This is a genomic window from Pseudoalteromonas sp. SG41-2, from assembly GCF_014164535.1.
Classification (GTDB): domain Bacteria; phylum Pseudomonadota; class Gammaproteobacteria; order Enterobacterales; family Alteromonadaceae; genus Pseudoalteromonas; species Pseudoalteromonas rhizosphaerae.
In genome coordinates, this window is the sequence record NZ_JACJFK010000004.1 from 246,936 (window position 1) to 265,543 (window position 18,608).

18 protein-coding genes are annotated in these 18,608 nt (G+C 41.7%); 12 read left to right on the forward strand and 6 right to left on the reverse strand.

From position 1 onward, the window contains the following. Nucleotides 1-179 precede the first annotated feature (179 nt). Both H5186_RS05000 and H5186_RS05005 read right to left on the reverse strand, forming a co-directional pair. The gene (locus H5186_RS05000) at nucleotides 180-2,045 is read right to left on the reverse strand and encodes a M28 family metallopeptidase (protein WP_182767958.1); all 1,866 of its coding nucleotides are present in this window, start codon (nucleotides 2,043-2,045) and stop codon (nucleotides 180-182) included. Between the two features lie 90 nt (nucleotides 2,046-2,135). Beyond that, nucleotides 2,136-4,322, reverse strand: coding sequence for a M4 family metallopeptidase (locus H5186_RS05005; protein WP_149980208.1), 2,187 nt, complete (start codon nucleotides 4,320-4,322; stop codon nucleotides 2,136-2,138). 585 nt (nucleotides 4,323-4,907) lie between these two features. Here H5186_RS05005 and H5186_RS05010 point away from each other — a divergent pair. Next, nucleotides 4,908-6,188, forward strand: a complete 1,281-nt coding sequence (locus H5186_RS05010; RefSeq protein WP_182718776.1) for a sodium:proton antiporter — start codon at nucleotides 4,908-4,910, stop codon at nucleotides 6,186-6,188. An 87-nt stretch (nucleotides 6,189-6,275) separates the two neighbouring features. On the opposite strand, the gene H5186_RS05015 is transcribed toward H5186_RS05010, so the two are convergent. Further along, nucleotides 6,276-6,509 (reverse strand): hypothetical protein, encoded by a 234-nt coding sequence (locus tag H5186_RS05015; RefSeq protein ID WP_182718775.1) that lies wholly within the window; start codon nucleotides 6,507-6,509, stop codon nucleotides 6,276-6,278. A gap of 361 nt (nucleotides 6,510-6,870) precedes the next feature. Between H5186_RS05015 and hisG the strand changes: the two genes are divergently transcribed. The 11 genes from hisG to H5186_RS05070 all read left to right on the forward strand — a co-directional run bounded on the left by hisG (nucleotide 6,871) and on the right by H5186_RS05070 (nucleotide 16,133). Next, entirely contained in the window at nucleotides 6,871-7,770 is a 900-nt protein-coding gene (hisG, locus tag H5186_RS05020; protein ID WP_145235723.1) for an ATP phosphoribosyltransferase, read from the forward strand. A 4-nt stretch (nucleotides 7,771-7,774) separates the two neighbouring features. Next, complete coding sequence (gene hisD, locus H5186_RS05025) at nucleotides 7,775-9,076, forward strand: histidinol dehydrogenase (RefSeq protein ID WP_149980206.1); 1,302 nt, start codon at nucleotides 7,775-7,777, stop codon at nucleotides 9,074-9,076. Then, the gene (hisC, locus tag H5186_RS05030) at nucleotides 9,066-10,151 is read left to right on the forward strand and encodes a histidinol-phosphate transaminase (protein ID WP_182761063.1); all 1,086 of its coding nucleotides are present in this window, start codon (nucleotides 9,066-9,068) and stop codon (nucleotides 10,149-10,151) included. The genes hisD and hisC overlap by 11 nt, the downstream gene beginning before the upstream one ends. After that, nucleotides 10,148-11,209 carry a bifunctional histidinol-phosphatase/imidazoleglycerol-phosphate dehydratase HisB gene (hisB, locus tag H5186_RS05035; RefSeq protein WP_182761064.1) on the forward strand — a complete coding sequence of 354 codons (1,062 nt, stop codon included), beginning with the start codon at nucleotides 10,148-10,150 and terminating at the stop codon, nucleotides 11,207-11,209. Before hisC ends, hisB begins: the two co-directional genes overlap by 4 nt. Then, the gene (gene hisH / locus H5186_RS05040; protein WP_182761065.1) at nucleotides 11,206-11,796 is read left to right on the forward strand and encodes an imidazole glycerol phosphate synthase subunit HisH; all 591 of its coding nucleotides are present in this window, start codon (nucleotides 11,206-11,208) and stop codon (nucleotides 11,794-11,796) included. The genes hisB and hisH overlap by 4 nt, the downstream gene beginning before the upstream one ends. 38 nt (nucleotides 11,797-11,834) lie before the next feature. Then, the gene (locus tag H5186_RS05045; RefSeq protein ID WP_182761066.1) at nucleotides 11,835-12,569 is read left to right on the forward strand and encodes a 1-(5-phosphoribosyl)-5-[(5-phosphoribosylamino)methylideneamino] imidazole-4-carboxamide isomerase; all 735 of its coding nucleotides are present in this window, start codon (nucleotides 11,835-11,837) and stop codon (nucleotides 12,567-12,569) included. Further along, nucleotides 12,551-13,330 carry an imidazole glycerol phosphate synthase subunit HisF gene (hisF, locus tag H5186_RS05050; RefSeq protein WP_182740262.1) on the forward strand — a complete coding sequence of 260 codons (780 nt, stop codon included), beginning with the start codon at nucleotides 12,551-12,553 and terminating at the stop codon, nucleotides 13,328-13,330. The genes H5186_RS05045 and hisF overlap by 19 nt, the downstream gene beginning before the upstream one ends. Next, a complete protein-coding gene (gene hisIE, locus H5186_RS05055; RefSeq protein WP_145235744.1) occupies nucleotides 13,321-13,935 on the forward strand; it encodes a bifunctional phosphoribosyl-AMP cyclohydrolase/phosphoribosyl-ATP diphosphatase HisIE in 615 nt (204 codons plus the stop codon). Before hisF ends, hisIE begins: the two co-directional genes overlap by 10 nt. A 520-nt stretch (nucleotides 13,936-14,455) precedes the next feature. Further along, nucleotides 14,456-15,193, forward strand: coding sequence for a hypothetical protein (locus H5186_RS05060; protein ID WP_182794202.1), 738 nt, complete (start codon nucleotides 14,456-14,458; stop codon nucleotides 15,191-15,193). A gap of 185 nt (nucleotides 15,194-15,378) precedes the next feature. Beyond that, complete coding sequence (locus H5186_RS05065; protein WP_145235753.1) at nucleotides 15,379-15,891, forward strand: hypothetical protein; 513 nt, start codon at nucleotides 15,379-15,381, stop codon at nucleotides 15,889-15,891. Nucleotides 15,892-15,944: 53 nt separating this feature from the next. After that, on the forward strand, nucleotides 15,945-16,133 hold the full coding sequence (locus tag H5186_RS05070; protein WP_149980198.1) for a DUF1289 domain-containing protein: 189 nt from the start codon (nucleotides 15,945-15,947) through the stop codon (nucleotides 16,131-16,133). Nucleotides 16,134-16,137: 4 nt separating this feature from the next. Here the strand turns inward: H5186_RS05070 and H5186_RS05075 are convergent, their stop codons facing one another. The 3 genes from H5186_RS05075 to H5186_RS23365 form a co-directional block, all read right to left on the reverse strand. Continuing rightward, nucleotides 16,138-16,797: an NADPH-dependent FMN reductase gene (locus H5186_RS05075; RefSeq protein WP_182794203.1), complete on the reverse strand. Its 660-nt coding sequence runs from the start codon at nucleotides 16,795-16,797 to the stop codon at nucleotides 16,138-16,140. A gap of 151 nt (nucleotides 16,798-16,948) precedes the next feature. Then, nucleotides 16,949-18,220, reverse strand: coding sequence for an O-acetylhomoserine aminocarboxypropyltransferase/cysteine synthase family protein (locus H5186_RS05080; protein ID WP_145235791.1), 1,272 nt, complete (start codon nucleotides 18,218-18,220; stop codon nucleotides 16,949-16,951). Nucleotides 18,221-18,512: 292 nt separating this feature from the next. Then, nucleotides 18,513-18,608 (reverse strand): IS3 family transposase (locus H5186_RS23365; RefSeq protein ID WP_404936146.1); only part of this gene is annotated, 96 nt, incomplete at its 5' end.

Below are 18,608 nucleotides of genomic sequence, written 5' to 3' on the forward strand. Positions count from 1 at the left end.
TTGGCGAGGCGTATAACCATCTAGAGATTGCGCTAACGGGCCTGCTGCACTAAAAAGCTGTTTGATAATAACGATCGCTTTGCTAAAAATAATAGCGGGATTTTACGTAAGCATAGCCCCAAGGGCAAGTGAATACGCAAAGCAAATAGCAAAGGAGCAATGCCCCTTTGCTATTGTTATTATTGTGCGTTGATCGTTAAAGTAATACCACTTGCCGCAGTGTAACCTTGTAAATCAATATACCAAGCACCAGCTTGGGGATTGCTAATAGTACAGCTTTCATTATTACCATTTTTATAAGGTCGACATTGATATGTTGACGTTGATGACGGCGAACCAAAATTCACATACAGATCAGCATCCCCGCTACCACCTAAAATAGAAATATTTAACGACGCGTAACCCGCACTGATATTTTGACTAAAGCGAGTCCAACCTCCTGTTGCCACACTGACATTCGTCTCGGTACGATTAATCGGTGTCGGTACATTATTGTCACCATCATAACTACCCGTTAAGGAAACACCGGTAATAGCGCTCCATGCTTCAACCATGACATGATATGTACCTGATTGTATATTACTAATAGCGCATGCTTCATTACTGTTTGAATTAGTGCTGTTACAGTCAAAGTCTTGTAAAGTAGGCGGTGCGCCAAACTTAACGTATAGATCAGCATCGCCACTGCCACCTGCTGTAGTAAAGTTTAAATTACTACTTCCTGCAGGGACTGCTAAGGTATAAAAAACTTGCTCTTTAGCAAGCGCATTAATTCCAGACACTGTGACACCATTTTCCAGTTCATTGTCAGTGGGTGGTACTTCATAGCCGGCATTTTTAGCCATTTCAGCTAAGTAGCTCACCGCAAGCTTGGCAAATTTACTCGCATGATCAGCATCAAAATTACTGTCGTTTGCTGTATGGATTAGCGGGTTAATATCAGCCATGCGCGACTCAAATGGCATTGAGGCGGCAAAGCCCTGCTGATACCACGAAGCATGATCTGAACAGCCATAACCACACTGATCAAAACCATAACTTAGGGTGGGTAAATAAGTATCGATCAATTGTCCCAAAAACTGATTTTGGCCGCTGTTAGTATAATCTGTCATCATCACAATATCATCGCTACTGCCATGATTACCGGTCATATCAAATTGCACCATACCTACCACATTTTTGCCCTGTGATTTATACGCCGTTGCAATCGCTTTTGAACCTCGCAGCCCTACTTCTTCAGCTGCAAAACCCATAATTTGGATTGTTCTTTGTGGTTGATAGTTATTATCTACGATTGCCCGAAGCACTTCCGACAAGACCGCAATACCGGAGGCATTATCATCCGCCCCGGGCGCTCTGCCATTACTAGGATTTGATTGATTAATTGAATCTAAATGACCGCCAACAATTACTATTTCATCCGCTTTTTCGCTGCCTTGAATAGTCACAATTACAGATGATTGCGACCAACTATGGCTAAAGTAATCAACACTAATATCAGCGCGGTTGCTCGCTAACTGTTGCCAATAATCTTTTAACCATTGAGATGCATCAACTCCACTTTGTACTGAGTAATAGCGATTATTAAAAGCACTCAACGAATTAACGGTATTGGTTAGATCATTAGGACTAATGTTATTGATCAGTGTCTGTACCGTTTGCGCATTATCTATTGTGTAGTTAATAGCCAAGCTGTTGATTGACTGATTCTGTACTTTAGCTAATTGCTCAGTATAAAGCTGCGCCTCAAGCAATGATTCATGTGCTACAAAGCCACCGCAGCGATGGTAATTGTCGTGCATAAATTCACTTAAATTAGCCACTTCAGTCTGTTTAATACGCATAAAATTAATAGAAGATAAGCTGGATGCTTGTGGAGCGAGGAGCTCGGTACTGTGTTTATGAGCTGTTTGGTTTAATTTGTAATGTTTAGCTGCTACAGGGTCAATACTTACCCAAATACTGTCAGGCTCTTGTGCTATTACCAGCTGACTTACCAATAATGACACAGTGCCAAGCAGGACGCTTGGTGCAAAGATATTCATAACAGTTTCCTTTTTTTCTGTGTTTACCCAAATTCAGACTCTGAAAATATAAGGGTAAAAAAGGGAGCGAATGCTCCCTTAGGTGAGGGATTAGTTAGCCGTTATTGTTAACGTTACGCCACTTGCCGCACTGTAGCCTTGTAAATCAATATACCAAGTGCCCGCTTGTGGAGCAGTAATTTCGCAACTTTCGTTGTTACCATTTTTATATGGTCGACATTGATAAGACGATGTTGATGATGGCGAGCCAAAATTAACATACAAGTCTGCATCACCAGAACCACCCGCTATAGCAACATTCAATGTTGAATAACCTGCGCTTAGTTCTTGACTAAAACGAGTCCAACCACCTGAGCTAACACTTACATTAGTTTCAGTACGGTTTATTGGTGTAGTACCCGTATCACCGCCATCAAAACTCCCCGTGAGTGAAACGCCCGATATTTGGTTCCAGGCTTCAACCATTACATAGTAAGTACCTGCTTGAACATTGCTGATAGCACAGCTTTCAGTGCTGGTTGAAGTCGTGCTGTTACAATCAAAACTATTCAGTGTTGGTCTTTGCGCAAATTTTACATACAAGTCCGCATCACCACTGCCACCTACCGTGTTAAACTGCAAATTAGTGGCATTAGCTGGTACTTCTAAGGTAAAGAACAGTTGCTGTTTTTCTGTACCACTGATCCCAGTGCGTGGCACGCCATTGCTAAGTGGCTCGTCAATTGGTGGCTCTACTCCTCCACAACTACTACCAGGGCTTAAATTTGACGTTACACCCACTGCCGCAAGTGCGCTTTGTACATCATCTGGGCTGTAATCTAAATCACATGCCGCATCCATTACACCATTACCAGCCAAGTCCCAATTAGTACTAGCGGTCCAATATAATTGGTTTGCACGCGCCATAACCTCAAAAGCTTTTCTAGTATCCCAACCAGCTTTAGTTGCTAAGTTATAGAATGCTTTATTAAATACACCTGAGCTGTAATGTACATCCATCCCAGAATAATAACTCGATTGGTTATCAATTGAACTACCATCTTGGGTCGGGTTATTCATGTAACGCAATGCACCATTGCCTTTGAAAATTTCTTGGCCAACTAACCAATCATTAGTGCCTAGCATATAAAACTCGGCAGCTTCACCAGCCATATCAGAAAACGCTTCATTCAAGCCGCCCGATTTCCCACTGTATACAAGCCCTGAATTTTGTTCAGTAAAACCATGGCTAACTTCATGAGCAGAAACATCTAAACTAACTAATGGATAAAAGGTATTTTGACCATCACCAAAAGTCATTGCTGATCCGTCCCAAAAAGCATTTTCATAATTACTGCCGTAATGAACACGCATTTGCAATTGAAAAGACAGCGGAGGAGAACCAATCCAGTCGTTATACATATTAAAAATGACATTACCAAAGTAGTGCGCGTCATTTAATGGCGAATAAGCGCCATTTATTTCCTTAAAGGTGTTTTCGGGGCAAGTAAAGGAATACGCTGAAGAGCCACTGGTGCCACCATTTAAATTAATGGTTTTAACATTTGCGTTATTCATGGTGCAAGTGTTGCCTGACTGCGACACATCTAAACTACTAAAATCAGTCCCGTAAATGTACTTTCCTGTTTTTAAATTTCCACCAGGGCCTGTCGCATTGGCATGTTGAAGGTTATCAAAGCTATGCAAAACCTCACCAGAATTCGCATCAATGATCTGATAAGGTCGAGAAGGATTAGCACCATAAGTAACATACGATACTTCATACACTAAATGTGCGACATGTTGCGCATCAAGCCAAATCGCTAAACGCGATTGTTCATTGTGTTTTTTAAGACTTACTGATTTAGCCGCTGCGGGGGAGTTTTTTAACCCCTGTGTAATAGCCATTTTTTTACTGAGTTTTGGCATCACTGAGCTTATATCACTACTAATATCATATACAGCAGCACCATGAGCGCGTTTTAATTGGCCGTTATTATCAAACGTTAAACTCACAGTATCACCAATGACTGGTAATCCTTGATACTGTTGTTGATAACGGCGTGTCGTATCACCATTGTTACTTTTTACTTCTTTTAATACGACTAACTCATTGCCAGCATCTAAACCAACTAACTGCATTGGGCTTGCCATAAGTACCGATGACGCACTATTTTGCAAAGCTGTAGTTAGGGCTGCTTGTTCATTTAGATATTGTTTATTTGCAGCTACTGCACTTGATGCTTGCGTTACCGCAAGAGCAGCAAGTGTTGCTAATGTGATTTTAGATAAATTCACGTTTACGCTCCATTTAAGTTGTTATTTATTTAATATTTTTGTATTAAACCGGCACTACCCGTTCCCGATTCAAGTTCAGCCTATACTGCTTTCAGTGAAATTGAAAATGAAACAAAAAATTAACATTAAATAACAAAAAACCAAAACAGAAACATTTTAAAACAACAACTTAAACCAACATTGTTAATTAATCACTAACAAAACCCCGGAAAACTGTAAATAAATAATTACATTAAATTAACATGTGGTTACATATCATTTGTTTTTATTATTGGTAATACATTAAATGTCATTGCTACTCGGCTCTATAATTAATTGGCAATAGGACTACCGATATAGATAGCAAACTGCAAATGTTGACGACTAGAAAAAGAAGCTGTTGACGTTTAGAAGCTGTTCATACCCATAAAACTTCAAACAAAACCATCAATTAATTTCGCTGTCATTGCGTCAGTAGCATAAACGCCTATTAAAAGTGTAATTAACAGTATTATCGCGGTGACATTTGAAAGTCTCAGGAGTAACATACCTGCGCGAAAGTACATTCCTTTTTGCTCATTCCAATATATTATTTAAGGTCAAACAATGAATGCTTGGTACCTCATTTGTTTTTTATCTGCATTAGCGATTTTTATCGCATTTGCTAACCAGTATATCCTCAAAATGCAAACCACTATTGCCATAACAACTGGCTCAGTAGTGATTTCATTGTTATTAATACTCGCGGTAAAATTATTGGGCGATTCAACCGCACTGGAGATTACACAAATAGTCTCAAGTATCGATTTTAATCAATTATTACTCAAAGGCATGCTCGGCTTTTTACTGTTTGCAGGCGCACTGGAAATTAACCTTGCGGCACTCAAAAAACAACGTTTTGAAATTACCGTACTGGTGTTATTTTCGACCTTAGCCTCCACCTTTATCATTGGCTTTTTAAGCTTTTACTTATTTGCCGCGTTAGGCTTTGCGGTGCCTTTTATCTATTGTTTATTGTTTGGTGCATTAATAAGTCCAACCGATCCAATTGCAGTGCTTGCAATTATTAAACAAATGCGTGCCCCTGAAGGAATTTCTGTGCAAGTTGAAGGTGAATCATTATTTAATGACGGTATTGGTTTAGTTATTTTTACCACTATTTTTGCCGTGGCTTTTCTCGACACTGAAGCCAGTGCAGCAGGCATTGCAGAGCTATTCTTTGTCGACGCACTGGGAGGGATTGCATTTGGTTTAGTGATTGCGTTAGTGGGTCATTATCTGATCATCAACAGTCGTGATGTAAATATTCGCTTGTTACTAACCTTAACTATACCGACAGCAGGATTCGCCGCTGCCAATATATGGGAAATATCTGGCGCACTGGCGATGGTAACTAGCGGTATATTGTTAGGTAATATAACCCGTACTAAAGCGACAGAGCGCACCGGGCCTGAAGACACTCGCTACGTAAAAGACTTTTGGCACGCCACCGACAGCTTTTTGAATGCATTGTTATTTTTGATTATCGGGATGCTAATTGTCACTATGCCCATCAGCCTAGCTGAAATTGGTTTAGGACTACTAATGGTGCCTGCAGTATTACTTGCTCGCTTTATCAGTGTTGGCGCACCATTTGTGGTATTTAAGAAATTTAGAAAATACGACAAACACTCAGTTAAAATTTTAACCTGGGGCGGCCTACGCGGTGGCCTTGCTTTAGCAATGGCTGCGGCAATTCCTCGTGATCAGGTATTTGTGGGCGGCTCTGATTTACACAACCTGCTTGTTATTGTTACCTACGTTGTGGTGATATTTTCGATTATTGTGCAAGGGCTCACTATTTCGCCGTTAATTCACAGTAGCATTAGTGCCAAACAACAAAACTAACATTTAAACTTACTTCTGGCGCCGCAAGCTAATGCTTACGGTGCTAGAATTAGTTATGCATTTTCTATGCATAAGATCCTAGAAATATTACGCCCATGTGTCTAAATGGGTTTCGTCTTCCTCGTCTGTATTGCGCTCTTTCTTAGCTGTTTCAAGCTTTTCTTTAGACAGTAGTTCTTTGCGCTCCAACTGACGTTTTTGCCGCTTTTCACGTTCAATTCGCTGCGCGTTCGAATCTTTTAGCCCCGCAATATGAAAAGCGCCTTTCGACTCAAGTTGCAAACGAGTGATCTGCCCTAAATAAGGGATCATAATATCCATACGTTCCTCCTTTGGTTACTCTTATCATCGGCCGTTATAGCTTATTCTTTAATTTATGCAAAAAAAACTTGCCAGCTTCCCCACAAATGTGTTTTTCTATATGTGAAATTTACTTAAACAGATTAAACACTTTTGTTTACATGAAGCAATGATAAAACGAAAGTTATTTAGGATATATTATAATGCGCTTAAACCTGACAACAGTACATCATCACCACCATTCACCGGAATAACCTGTCAGGTCTTTCGCTGAGAGGTTATTCCTAAAAGGAACCTCTGGCGAGTCAACATACAATGATTCATTTTTCGCCCTGAGGTTCCCTCGGGGTTTTTAGTTTTTAAATTAAAGGAAAAATGAATAATGAGTAATAGCAACCGTCTACGTATCGCCATCCAAAAAGGTGGCCGCCTTTCTAAAGATTGCCAAGACTTACTAAAACAGCTAGGTGTTAAACTTAACTTGCGTGAGCAACGTTTGATTGCCCACTCGACCAATATGCCGATTGACGTACTACGGGTGCGCGATGACGATATACCCGGTCTGGTAATGGACGGCGTGTGTGATTTAGGCATAGTAGGCGAAAACGTACTCGTTGAAGTACAAGCTGAGCGCCAGCGCCAAGGCGTACCAAGTGAAGTTACTAAACTGTCTAAACTTGATTTTGGCTACTGTCGCCTTGCACTTGCATGGCCGTCAGAACTTGGCAAGCAAGATAAAAGCTGGTTTGAAGGCAAACGCATTGCTACCACCTACCCTGAAATCTTAACTCAATACTTAAAGCGTGAAGGCATAAACGCCAGCACAGTAATGCTGACTGGCTCTGTAGAAGTCGCACCACGTGCAGGACTTGCCGATGCAATTTGTGATTTAGTATCTACCGGTGCCACACTTGAAGCCAACGGCCTTATGCAAGGCGATACTATTTTAGAATCAAACGCCTGCCTTATCCAAAATAAAGACTTACAAGATGCTGACAAACTAGCGCTTATCAACAAACTTATGCCACGCTTACGCGGCGTGAGACAAGCCAAAGAAAGCAAATACATCATGCTGCACGCGCCAAAAGATAAACTGGATGAAATTTGCGATATTTTACCAGGCTCTGGCCAACCAACGGTATTAGCGCTTGCTGGCTCTGATGAGTACGTAGCCCTGCACATGGTGAGCAGTGAAACATTATTTTGGGAAACAATGGAGCAATTAAAAGCGCTAGGCGCCAACTCTATCCTCGTTATGCCAATTGAAAAAATGATGGAGTAAGTCAATGTTGCGCTGGAATGAGGTTTCCAAAGATGCACAAGCAGCGGCGCTAATGCGCCCTGCTGTTAGTGCAAGTGTGGAAGTAGAAGCTATTTGCCAAGCAATTATGGCAAACGTAAAAGAGCAAGGCGACACAGCCTTACTCGACATGGCTAAGCAATATGATAACCGCGAAAATCCGCGCTTATTAGTGCCGCAAAGTGAGATCAATGCCGCTGAGCAGCAGTTAAGCGCTGAGCTTAAATACGCGATAGACACAGCCTACGCTAATGTAAAACGTTTTCACCAAGCACAGCTACCCAAAGATATTAAATTGTCGACTCAGCCCGGTGTGTTATGTGAACTAAAATACCAAGCCATTGAAGCCGTTGGAATATATGTGCCAGGTGGCAGTGCGCCATTGCCTTCATCAGTGATCATGCAAGGTGTACTGGCGCAGCTAAGTGGTGCGACAACCGTAGTGTTAGCAACACCGGTGCAAGGTGATTTACCGATAAACCCAGCAATTTTATATGCGGCTAAACTATGCGGTATCAAAACAATCGTAGAAAGTGGCGGCGCAGGTGCAATCGCCGCAATGGCTTATGGTACAGACTCAGTGCCCAAGGTGAATAAAATTTTTGGCCCGGGTAACAGCTTTGTGACTATGGCTAAACAACTAGTAGCTCAGACCATACCAGGCATGGCGATCGATATGCCTGCGGGCCCATCTGAGGTGTTAGTGATTGCCGATGAGCGCGCAAACCCTGAATTTATTGCCGCTGATTTATTATCTCAAGCTGAGCACGGCGCTGATTCGCAAGTAATTTTACTGTGTAACAGTGAACGTATGATTGCCCGCACCGAGCAAGCCATTGAACGCCAATTAGCTAAACTATCGCGTCAAGATATTGCCGCAAAAGCATTGGCTAATTCATCGCTTATTTTGGTTGATTCAATCGAGCAAGCATTTGCTGTATCAGCACAATACGGCCCTGAACACTTAATACTGCAACTGGCTGATGCCAACCCGTATTTAAACAAAGTTAAAAATGCAGGATCTGTATTTGTGGGTGACTACACGCCAGAATCTGCTGGTGATTATGCCTCTGGTACTAATCACGTATTACCAACCTATGGCTACAGTGCCACTTATTCAAGCTTAAACTTACTTGATTTTTTTCGCACTTATACCGTACAAACCATTACTCAAAATGGTTTAAAAAACTTATCAAAAGCAATTTTACCATTGGCTGATGCAGAAGGACTTGATGCCCACGCAAATGCCGTTAAGGTGCGTTTAGAGGCGATGAACAATGAGCAATAATCCTTTATTACCGGCCAATATTGATGCATTAGCAGCATATAGCTCGGCAAAAAGTGAGAAACTAACCGGCACAACGTGGCTTAATGCAAATGAAAGCCCGTATGTTAAAAGTATCGATATCAGCATTAATGATTTAAATCGCTACCCTGATCCGCAGCCTATCAATGTTATTAACCGCTATGCTGATTACGCAGGACTCACTGCTGAACAAGTACTTATGACCCGTGGTGCGGATGAAGGTATTGAGCTACTGGTACGCACCTATTGCCAACCAGAGCAAGATTCGGTTGCTTTATTTTTACCTACGTACGGCATGTACAAAGTCACCGCCGACACCCACAACGTAGCAATAAATGGCTTAAGCCAAGCATTATTACTCGATGGTACTGTTGATGAAATAATCAACGCTGTTGGTAATAGCAAATTAGTGTTTATTTGTAATCCAAATAACCCAACAGGCAGCTTAACACCGCTTGAAAAAATAAAGGCTATTGCAACAGCACTTGCCGATAAAGCACTGGTCGTTGTGGATGAAGCTTATATTGAATTTTGCCCAGAGCAAAGTGCAAGCAAACTCATCAACGAATTTGCCAACATAGTAGTACTTAGAACGCTCTCTAAAGCATTTGCGTTAGCAGGCCTGCGTACAGGCTTTACTCTTGCCCAATCGTCAGTACTAGCGCCAATCCGTAAAGTGATTGCACCGTATCCAGTATCAACGGTAGTGGCAAGCATTGCTGCAAATGCACTCAGCCCAGATGCCATTACTTCAATGCGTCGCCAAGTAAGTATTTTAAATGCACTAAGGGCAAAGCTAAAGCAGTGGCTCGAAGCCTCCCCTGCCGTATTACAAGTGCTCAGTGGCGAAGGAAATTTTGTCACCCTAAAGCTCGCCGATAAAAACAGCTTTAATATCGCACTTGAGCAAGGCTTAGTTATGCGTGCTTTTACTTTATACGGCGAAAACGATTGGCTACGTATTTCAATCGGCAGTGAGCAAGAACTAGAACAAGTAAAAATATGGTTAGATGGCCTAAGCCAATCAGCCACTTTTAAAGAGCAGGAAGTATCATGAGCAACCCGTATTTATTTATCGACCGTGATGGCACTATTATTGAAGAGCCAATCACCGACAAGCAAGTAGACAGTCTTGAAAAGTTAGCGTTTTTACCAAACGTGATCCCTGCTCTTTTGCAATTACAAAGCGCAGGCTATCGTTTAGTGATGGTGTCAAACCAAGATGGCTTAGGCACTGACAGCTTTCCAACGGCTGATTTTGATATTGCCCAAGATAAGATGATGGCTATTTTATCAAGCCAAGGCATTAAATTTGACGACGTATTAATTTGCCCACACTTTAATGAGCAAAATTGTGATTGTCGTAAGCCAAAAACAGGGTTGCTTACCGAGTTAATGCGCTCAGGTAAAGTCGATTTAGCACGCTCATTTGTGATTGGCGATCGCCAAACAGATATTGGCCTTGCACAAAACTTGTGTTGTGAAGGTATTTTGTATGACGGTGATTGGAATGCAATTGTCACTAAACTTACCACCGCTGATCGACAAGGCCGCGTGACTCGCAACACTAAAGAAACGCAAATTGATGTAAAACTCAATTTAGATCAAAGTAAAAATGGCGAGATCAGCACCGGCCTTGGCTTTTTTGATCACATGCTTGATCAAATTCGCACCCATGCCAATATTGGCCTTGATATTCAAGCCAGCGGCGACTTGCACATTGACGAGCACCACCTTGTTGAAGATATCGGCATTGCCCTTGGTTTAGCGCTTAAACAAGCCATTGGTACTAAATCACAAATTGCTCGCTATGGTTTTGCGCTACCGATGGATGAATGCAAAGCAGAGGCACAAATTGACTTGTCAGGTCGTGCTTCGTTTGTATTAAACGCTAACTTTAGCCGTGAAAAAGCCGGTGATTTAGACGTACAAATGGTTGAACACTTTTTCAAAAGCTTAAGCGACAATGCAGCGATCAGCTTAATATTGTCGGTTAGCGACGGTAACTGCCATCACCAAGTTGAAGGTTTATTTAAAGCGTTTTCTCGCGCTTTACGTATGGCCATTGCCGCTGATGCCAGCCAACAAACAGCCAGCTCTAAGGGGTGTTTATGATTGCCATAATTAACACCGGTTGTGCCAACATAAACTCTGTACGCTTTGCTTTTGAGCGCTTAGGGCAAACGCCAGAAGTTATCACCTCGCCAGAGCAACTTAAAAACTTTGAACGCGCTATTTTACCAGGTGTTGGCCATGCATCTGTTGCTATGAAGCGCTTGGTAGAAGGCGGTTGGCAACAGGCAATCAATGAATACCAACGCCCTCTGATGGGGATTTGTTTAGGCATGCAGTTACTGTGCGAAAGCACTGAAGAAGGTAATGTGCAATGCCTTGGCAAAATACCTGGGCACGTTAAAGCACTTGATGTGGGTAGTTTAACGTCTCCGCACATGGGTTGGAATAACCTCACCGTTAATCGTGAACATGCTTTAACCAAAGGCCTTGATGCAAACAAGCAAGTATATTTTGTGCATAGTTTTGCTCATACCGTGAATGATGCAACATTGGTTAGTGGCGAATACGGGCAAACCTTCTCAGCGATTGTTGCCAACGATAACTACGCGGGTATGCAATTTCACCCTGAACGTAGCGCTAAAATCGGCACTCAGTTATTGCAGAACTTTTTAGACTGGCAGCTATAAATAAAGCGTATCAACACAAATTAATAAAGAGAATTCAAGTGATTATTCCAGCATTAGATATATTACAAAATCAAATTGTGCGCTTATATCAAGGTAAATACGATACTGCACAGTTTTACCCGTTTGAGCTTGGTGCACGCTTACAAGAGTATGCACAAAGCGGCGCAGGTAAATTACACCTTGTTGATTTAGAAGGCGCACGCGATCCTAATAAAAAACAATGGCAACACATTCAAGCAGCCACCAAAGTACTTAACGTACCGTATCAAGTTGGTGGCGGTATTCGTACTGAACAAGACGTAAGCGACTGGCTTAAAGCCGGTGCTAACCAAGTAGTAATTGGCTCTATGGCGGTTGAAAAACGTGATGAAGTAAAAAGCTGGATTGAAAAATTCGGTGCCAAGCACTTTGTTATCGCCCTCGACGTTAATAAAACCGACAATGGCTGGGCACCTGCCACCCACGGTTGGTTAAGTGAATCAGAATTCGGCTTATTTGAATTAGTCGATTTTTATGTAGCACTGGGTGTAATTGATTTTCTATGCACGGACATCAGTAAAGACGGCACCATGACTGGTCCTTCATTTGCATTATATGAAGACTTAATAAAACACAACAGCAATATTAAAGTACAAGCCTCTGGGGGTGTAAGCTCGCTTGATGACATTAAAAAGCTCAAAGAGCTTGGCGTAGGCGGTGTTATATTAGGTAAGTCACTGCTTGATGGCGCATTTAATGTAGAGGAGGCGTTGGCATGTTATCAAAACGCATAATCCCGTGTTTAGACGTTAAAGACGGCCAAGTAGTCAAAGGCGTTAAATTTAAAGGCCACGAAGTGGTTGGCGACATATTAACAATGGCTAAAGCGTATAGCGAAGCTGGTGCTGACGAACTGGTATTTTATGAAATTAGCGCCAGTGTTGAAAAACGCCTTCTCGATGTAAACTGGGTAGAGAGCATAGCACGTCATATTGATATTCCATTTTGTGTTGCAGGTGGTATTAAATCAGTGGCTGATGCAGCACGCGTATTAGAACGCGGCGCTGATAAAATCAGTATAAACAGCCCTGCTATTGCCCGCCCTGAGCTTATCAAAGAACTACATGATGAGTTTGGTAAACAATGTGTCGTTGTCGGCATTGATAGCTTTTACGATGAAGTAACTGGCGAATATTTAGTGTATCAGCTTACTGGCGATCCTAATGCGTCAAGCCGCACCCGTTATAAAACGCAAGAATGGGTAAAACGCGTGCAAGACTTAGGCGCAGGCGAAATCGTACTCAACTGCATGAACCAAGATGGCGTACGCAATGGCTACGATAACCAGCAGCTGTCTAAAATGCGTGCTTTGTGTGATATTCCTCTTATCGCCTCAGGTGGTGCTGGCACCATGCAAGATTTTGTCGATGTATTTAAACAAAGCCACGTTGATGGCGCACTGGCAGCCAGCGTATTTCACAAAAATGTGATCAACATCGGCGAATTAAAACAATATTTAATAGATAACCAAGTGGCGGCGCGACTATGCAACTAACCAAACAAAATCTTACCCAAGTTGATTTTGCTAAAAGCGAATTGATCCCTGCCATCGTGCAAGATGCCCGTACTGGGGTTATTTTAATGCAAGGCTTTATGAATCAAGAATCGCTGGAAGTCACCTTTGAAAAGCAAAAAGTGACGTTTTACTCGCGTTCAAAAAACCGTTTATGGACCAAAGGCGAAACCTCTGAGAATTACTTAGAAGTAGTGTCTGTCCATACTGATTGCGACTATGACTCTATTTTAGTGCTGGCTAACCCGCTTGGGCCAACGTGTCACTTAGGCACACAAAGTTGTTTTGGTGATGCTGCAAAACCAAGCCTAAGCTTCTTAGCGCAGCTTGAGCAAGTAATTGTATCGCGTAAAAACGACGACCCTGAAAAAAGCTACACCGCCTCTTTGTTTGCTAAAGATTTAAGCCGCAGTTGTCAAAAAGTGGGTGAAGAAGGCGTTGAGGTCGCTTTAGCTGCAATGAAACATGATAACGAAGAGCTAACCAACGAATCAGCTGATTTGTTATATCACTTAATCGTATTGCTACAGCGCCAAGGCTTAGAGCTACAAGACGTAGTAGCGTGTTTGCAAGGAAGACATAAGTAAGTTTATCTGCTCTTGTTTATTAAGCGCTGAGTTTGCTCAGCGCTTTGTTTAAAGACCTTTAAGTAAGTTGTTTACAAAAAGGCTAAGAGGCGCCGCGCTGAATACCAAGCAAAAAGTCTTTTAAAATAAAATAGTTAAAACAGAAAATGCAACTGCGGAATATGAAAGGCTAGACTGCATCCAAGTCAGCTTTTAAAGTCTAAATCACGCTATTGCTGCAAGAGCTTTATTTTCTGGCAGTGAGAGCATTTTTAACGCTGCGTCTCTTGGTTTACTTTCACCTTGTTCCATTTCCTCACTCGTTATCACTAACATTAAAATAGCAAGCGAATACAGGTTGGGAAAGATTATTTTGTTGCCTAAGACTTCGTACTTTCTCGGGCGTAAATTCATGTACCGTAGTTAAGCAAAGCGCATCAAACTTTCGCATTAAAATAAAAATTATCAAATCCCCTTTAAACCTTTTTAGTCGCTCTATACGACTAAACTAAAAACACCACAAAAATGAAAGGGAATAATAATGATTAACGCATTCACACGATTGACTCTGATTGGCACTGTACTGCTATCTGCTCAAGCTTTGGCTTGGAATAACGAGATGACACTACAAGACACAAAAAAGCTTACCCTTGATGCTCAATCACTATCAGCATTAAACGTTGCAGCAGGTTCGGGCTTTTTACATATCGTAGGCAGTAATACCGACACTGTGACGGTAAAGGCTGAAATTTATCAATATGAAGCGCATGACAACTACTGCCTTACTTTAGATAAAAGTGGCAACTCAGCAAAATTAACTGCGAATAATTGTGATAACCACAGTGAAGATCATACGCGCATAGATCTAACGGTGTCGCTACCAGCAACATTCTTGCTTGATATTACCGATGGATCAGGCGAGATCTCGATTGAAAATGCAGCTGAAACTAGCATTCATGATGGTTCTGGCGCAATTATAATCAATAATATTTCGGGTCAATTAACCATTGAAGATGGCTCAGGTGCAATCACTGCGAGCAATATTACTGACAGTGTAAACATCCATGACGGCTCGGGCAGTATTGAACTGGCAAACACTCAAGGTGATGTAATTATTCATGATGGGTCGGGTAATATCGATGTGCAAAACATTGTCGGCAAAGTCACAGTAACCGATGGCTCTGGTGGCATTTATGTTAACAAAGCAGGCAGTTTTACTTTACTTGCTGATGGTTCAGGTAGCGTAACAATAAAAAATGTACCTGTTCAAAATCTATAAGTGGCCGCGTTTGCTTAAAGTAATACTTAGTTTTGATGCAAATAATTTTGAAATATTACGCTAAAAACGTTTGATATAAGTCATGCAATGATTTTATTTTCACGTCTTTAATGGCATTTTTTCAAGCCCTTAGGTATCCTTTAAGCAACTACGAAGGATTAGCTATCACAAAAGGATAGTCCACTATGAAAAAGTATTTATCGGTATTATTAACAGGCCTTATTTTATCAGGTTGTAGCAGCTTAACAACAGAGCAAAAAGCAAGTATTGATAACCTCACGCCTTGTGAAAAAATCAATGGTTTATTAGCAGCCTACGACTCACGTTTTGAGGTGTTAAAGCGTACCCGCGTGAATACAAAGTACGCAGAAACCTGGACAGCTAAATACAATCTCGTTGGTGAAGCATGCCAAATCAGTGCTTTGGATGCCGATACAGTGACTTATCGTTGCCAAGATAATTACCAAGAACAAACGCAAGCGGTGGCCATTCATCAAAAGGCTGTTGATTTCACCCGAGCTTGTTTAGCGCAAAATAACTGGCACGAACAACAAAAAGAATCTGCTGATTCATTACGCACTACCTTTGTACTTGATGAAAAAAACCCAGCTATTTCAATTCATACCGGAAAAACATTATCTCGCTCGACGCCTTGGTCTACCTCATTTGAAGTAGGTAAATCGGTAGCAAATAAATAGCATTAAAACCATAAAACAGGTCAGCAAATGTTGGCCTACTTGGCTAAGGATTTATGAATTCAACACCCCAAAAAAGTTCATCGCTATTAAAAACCGACTGCATTGGGAAATGCCACCGTCTCAAAGGCTATTGCAGCGGCTGCGGCCGAACTAGCGACGAAATATTTGACTGGATCATTTTATCAGACCAAGAGAAACAAGCTATTTTAGATACTCCTAGAGAGGATGCTAATACCCCATAGCTTATTAAGGTGCATTGCGTTGCGACGGGTCGCGTTTAAAGTCTTTAATTAATTGCTTAGGGTCAACCTGCTCGCGTTGCTTACTTGCTGCCTCAGCCCACCACAGTAACTGATTAAACGACCGCGAAAAATATTCGCGCCATGATGCTTGCTCTGCCTCTTTGTTTGTTTCACCACTTTCAATAAATACATCTTGCGCTTTTGGCACATGGATCATAGCCGACACCGGCAAACACCCAAGCTCACTTAAAAAACTGCGCATCCCAACAGCGGCACGAACGCCACCCCACTGCCCCGCAGAATACGTAACAATAACGCTGGGTTTGTAAGCAAATAAAGAGCTACCAAAATGGTTTAATAAATTAGCCAATGCTGGACTCATTGAATGATTGTACTCAGGGCTGACCATAATAAAACCATCGCTGGCTTTAATTTTTTCCGCGAGGTCATCGAGTTTTTTAGGCACCTCGGCTTGTGAATAAGCAAAGTGCGGTTTAAATATAGGGTCCAGATCGTAGTCTAGCGGATCTATCAGTTCAATATCGTGGTCACTGTATTGCTCAAGCAAACAGCGTTGGCATGCCTTGGCAACTCTTTCACCGAGACGTGCCGGCTTAGGTGGCGAGCTTTTTCGAACTGAACCTAAAAAAATTAATAGTTTCATGTACTGGCACTCCATTTTATTTAAATCATTATACGAATATAAACGTAAATTTGTGCGGTAGGTCATAAATAAAACTTACCTTACAAGCAAAACATAAAATGCATGTTTAAACATTAATGTGGATCACGCTTTACCCCTGTAGCTAACATTACTAAGCTTTATCGAGCGCTTGGCTTACATCAGCAATGATATCGTCGATGTTTTCAATACCCACTGATAAACGAATTAAATCGCGGCTAACCCCTGCGTTCGCCAATTCTTCATCATTTAATTGTCGATGCGTGGTTGATGCTGGGTGGCAAGCCAATGACTTTGCATCACCGATATTTACTAAACGTAAAATCATATTCAGTGCATCAATAAAGCGAGTGCCAGCTTCAAGGCCACCCGCTATCCCAAAGCTTAAAATACCAGACGCTTTGCCACTAGTGGTTGTTTTACTCATTGCGTTATAGGGACTTGAAGCTAACCCCGCGTAATTAACCCAAAGCACCTTAGGGTTATTCTCTAGGTATTCAGCAAGCTGTTGTGCGTTTTCACAGTGACGCTGCATTCTTAGCCCTAAAGTTTCAAGACCAATTAAAATGTCAGAGGCGTTTTTAGGCGCAAGTGCCGCACCGGTATTTCTAAGTGGAACAACCCGGCAGCGACCAATAAACGCCGCTTCAGCAAAAGCATCGGTATAAACCACATTATGATACGACGGATCAGGCTCATTCATCATCGCAAAACGAGTGGCATTGGCTTTCCAGTCAAACTTACCCGAATCAACAATTATGCCGCCAATCGCCGTACCATGGCCGTTAATATATTTAGTAAGCGAATGCACCACAATATCGGCACCCAACTCAAATGGCCGGCATAAATACGGCGTTGCCACCGTGTTATCAACAATCAGCGGCACGCCTTTGCTATGGGCTATTTTAGCTAATCGAGCGATATCAACAATATTCCCTGCAGGGTTACCAATCGACTCACAAAAAACCGCACGGGTATTCTCATCAATCGCGTTTTCAAAACCGGCAAAGTCATCCGCTTTAATCATCCGCGCTTCAATACCTTGGCGAGGTAGACTATGGGCAAATAAGTTATAAGTACCACCATACACTTGGCTGGTACTGACAATATTAGTGCCCACTTCACATAAACATTGAATTGCGTAAGTGATGGCCGCCATACCAGAGGCCACAGCAAGCGCACCAATGCCCCCTTCCATGGCCGCAATACGCTGTTCAAGCACCGCATTAGTCGGGTTCATAATACGGGTATAAATATTCCCGGGTACTTTTAAATCAAATAAATCAGCACCATGCTGAGTATTATCAAACGTATACGATGAGGTATTATAAATCGGCACCGCCGCCGATTTAGTTGTAGGTTCAGATTCATAACCGTGATGCAGCGCTAAAGACTCAAGTTTCATAATTATTTCCTTCAATTAATTTGCCACTAAGCTAGCATTTATTGGTTATAAAGTGCACATGAAATATATTAAAGGATGTTGAAGTAATTAGATTTAAGTTAAATTCTGCTAAGAGAGAATTATGTTAGTTTGTTCCACCTTAAACGAACACCTGCTGTTCTTAAGAAAGTGGACATAGCTGTTTATTATGGTTTAGGCTGTGAAGCGTGCATAGACTGATTGAACGTATCTTAACTCCAGATCGTCCTCTGGACTCATTAACTTGTAATGGTCAACAAATTCTGTAGAGATTCTAAGCGGCATTTTTTAATTCATTATATTTCTGATGTGGCGTCATATAATTAAGCGTAGAATGCCTACGTTTGTAATTGTAAAACTGAATATAATT

Coding starts and splice junctions, on each gene's coding strand:
- hisIE (WP_145235744.1), top strand. CDS start 13,321: ATGCAACTAACCAAACAAAATCTTACCCAAGTTGATTTTGCTAAAAGC.
- hisC (WP_182761063.1), top strand. CDS start 9,066: ATGAGCAATAATCCTTTATTACCGGCCAATATTGATGCATTAGCAGCA.
- H5186_RS05065 (WP_145235753.1), top strand. CDS start 15,379: ATGAAAAAGTATTTATCGGTATTATTAACAGGCCTTATTTTATCAGGT.
- H5186_RS05000 (WP_182767958.1), bottom strand. CDS start 2,045: ATGAATATCTTTGCACCAAGCGTCCTGCTTGGCACTGTGTCATTATTG.
- hisH (WP_182761065.1), top strand. CDS start 11,206: ATGATTGCCATAATTAACACCGGTTGTGCCAACATAAACTCTGTACGC.
- H5186_RS05070 (WP_149980198.1), top strand. CDS start 15,945: ATGAATTCAACACCCCAAAAAAGTTCATCGCTATTAAAAACCGACTGC.
- hisB (WP_182761064.1), top strand. CDS start 10,148: ATGAGCAACCCGTATTTATTTATCGACCGTGATGGCACTATTATTGAA.
- H5186_RS05010 (WP_182718776.1), top strand. CDS start 4,908: ATGAATGCTTGGTACCTCATTTGTTTTTTATCTGCATTAGCGATTTTT.
- hisG (WP_145235723.1), top strand. CDS start 6,871: ATGAGTAATAGCAACCGTCTACGTATCGCCATCCAAAAAGGTGGCCGC.
- hisF (WP_182740262.1), top strand. CDS start 12,551: ATGTTATCAAAACGCATAATCCCGTGTTTAGACGTTAAAGACGGCCAA.
- H5186_RS05015 (WP_182718775.1), bottom strand. CDS start 6,509: ATGGATATTATGATCCCTTATTTAGGGCAGATCACTCGTTTGCAACTT.
- hisD (WP_149980206.1), top strand. CDS start 7,775: ATGTTGCGCTGGAATGAGGTTTCCAAAGATGCACAAGCAGCGGCGCTA.
- H5186_RS05060 (WP_182794202.1), top strand. CDS start 14,456: ATGATTAACGCATTCACACGATTGACTCTGATTGGCACTGTACTGCTA.
- H5186_RS05080 (WP_145235791.1), bottom strand. CDS start 18,220: ATGAAACTTGAGTCTTTAGCGCTGCATCACGGTTATGAATCTGAACCT.
- H5186_RS05075 (WP_182794203.1), bottom strand. CDS start 16,797: ATGAAACTATTAATTTTTTTAGGTTCAGTTCGAAAAAGCTCGCCACCT.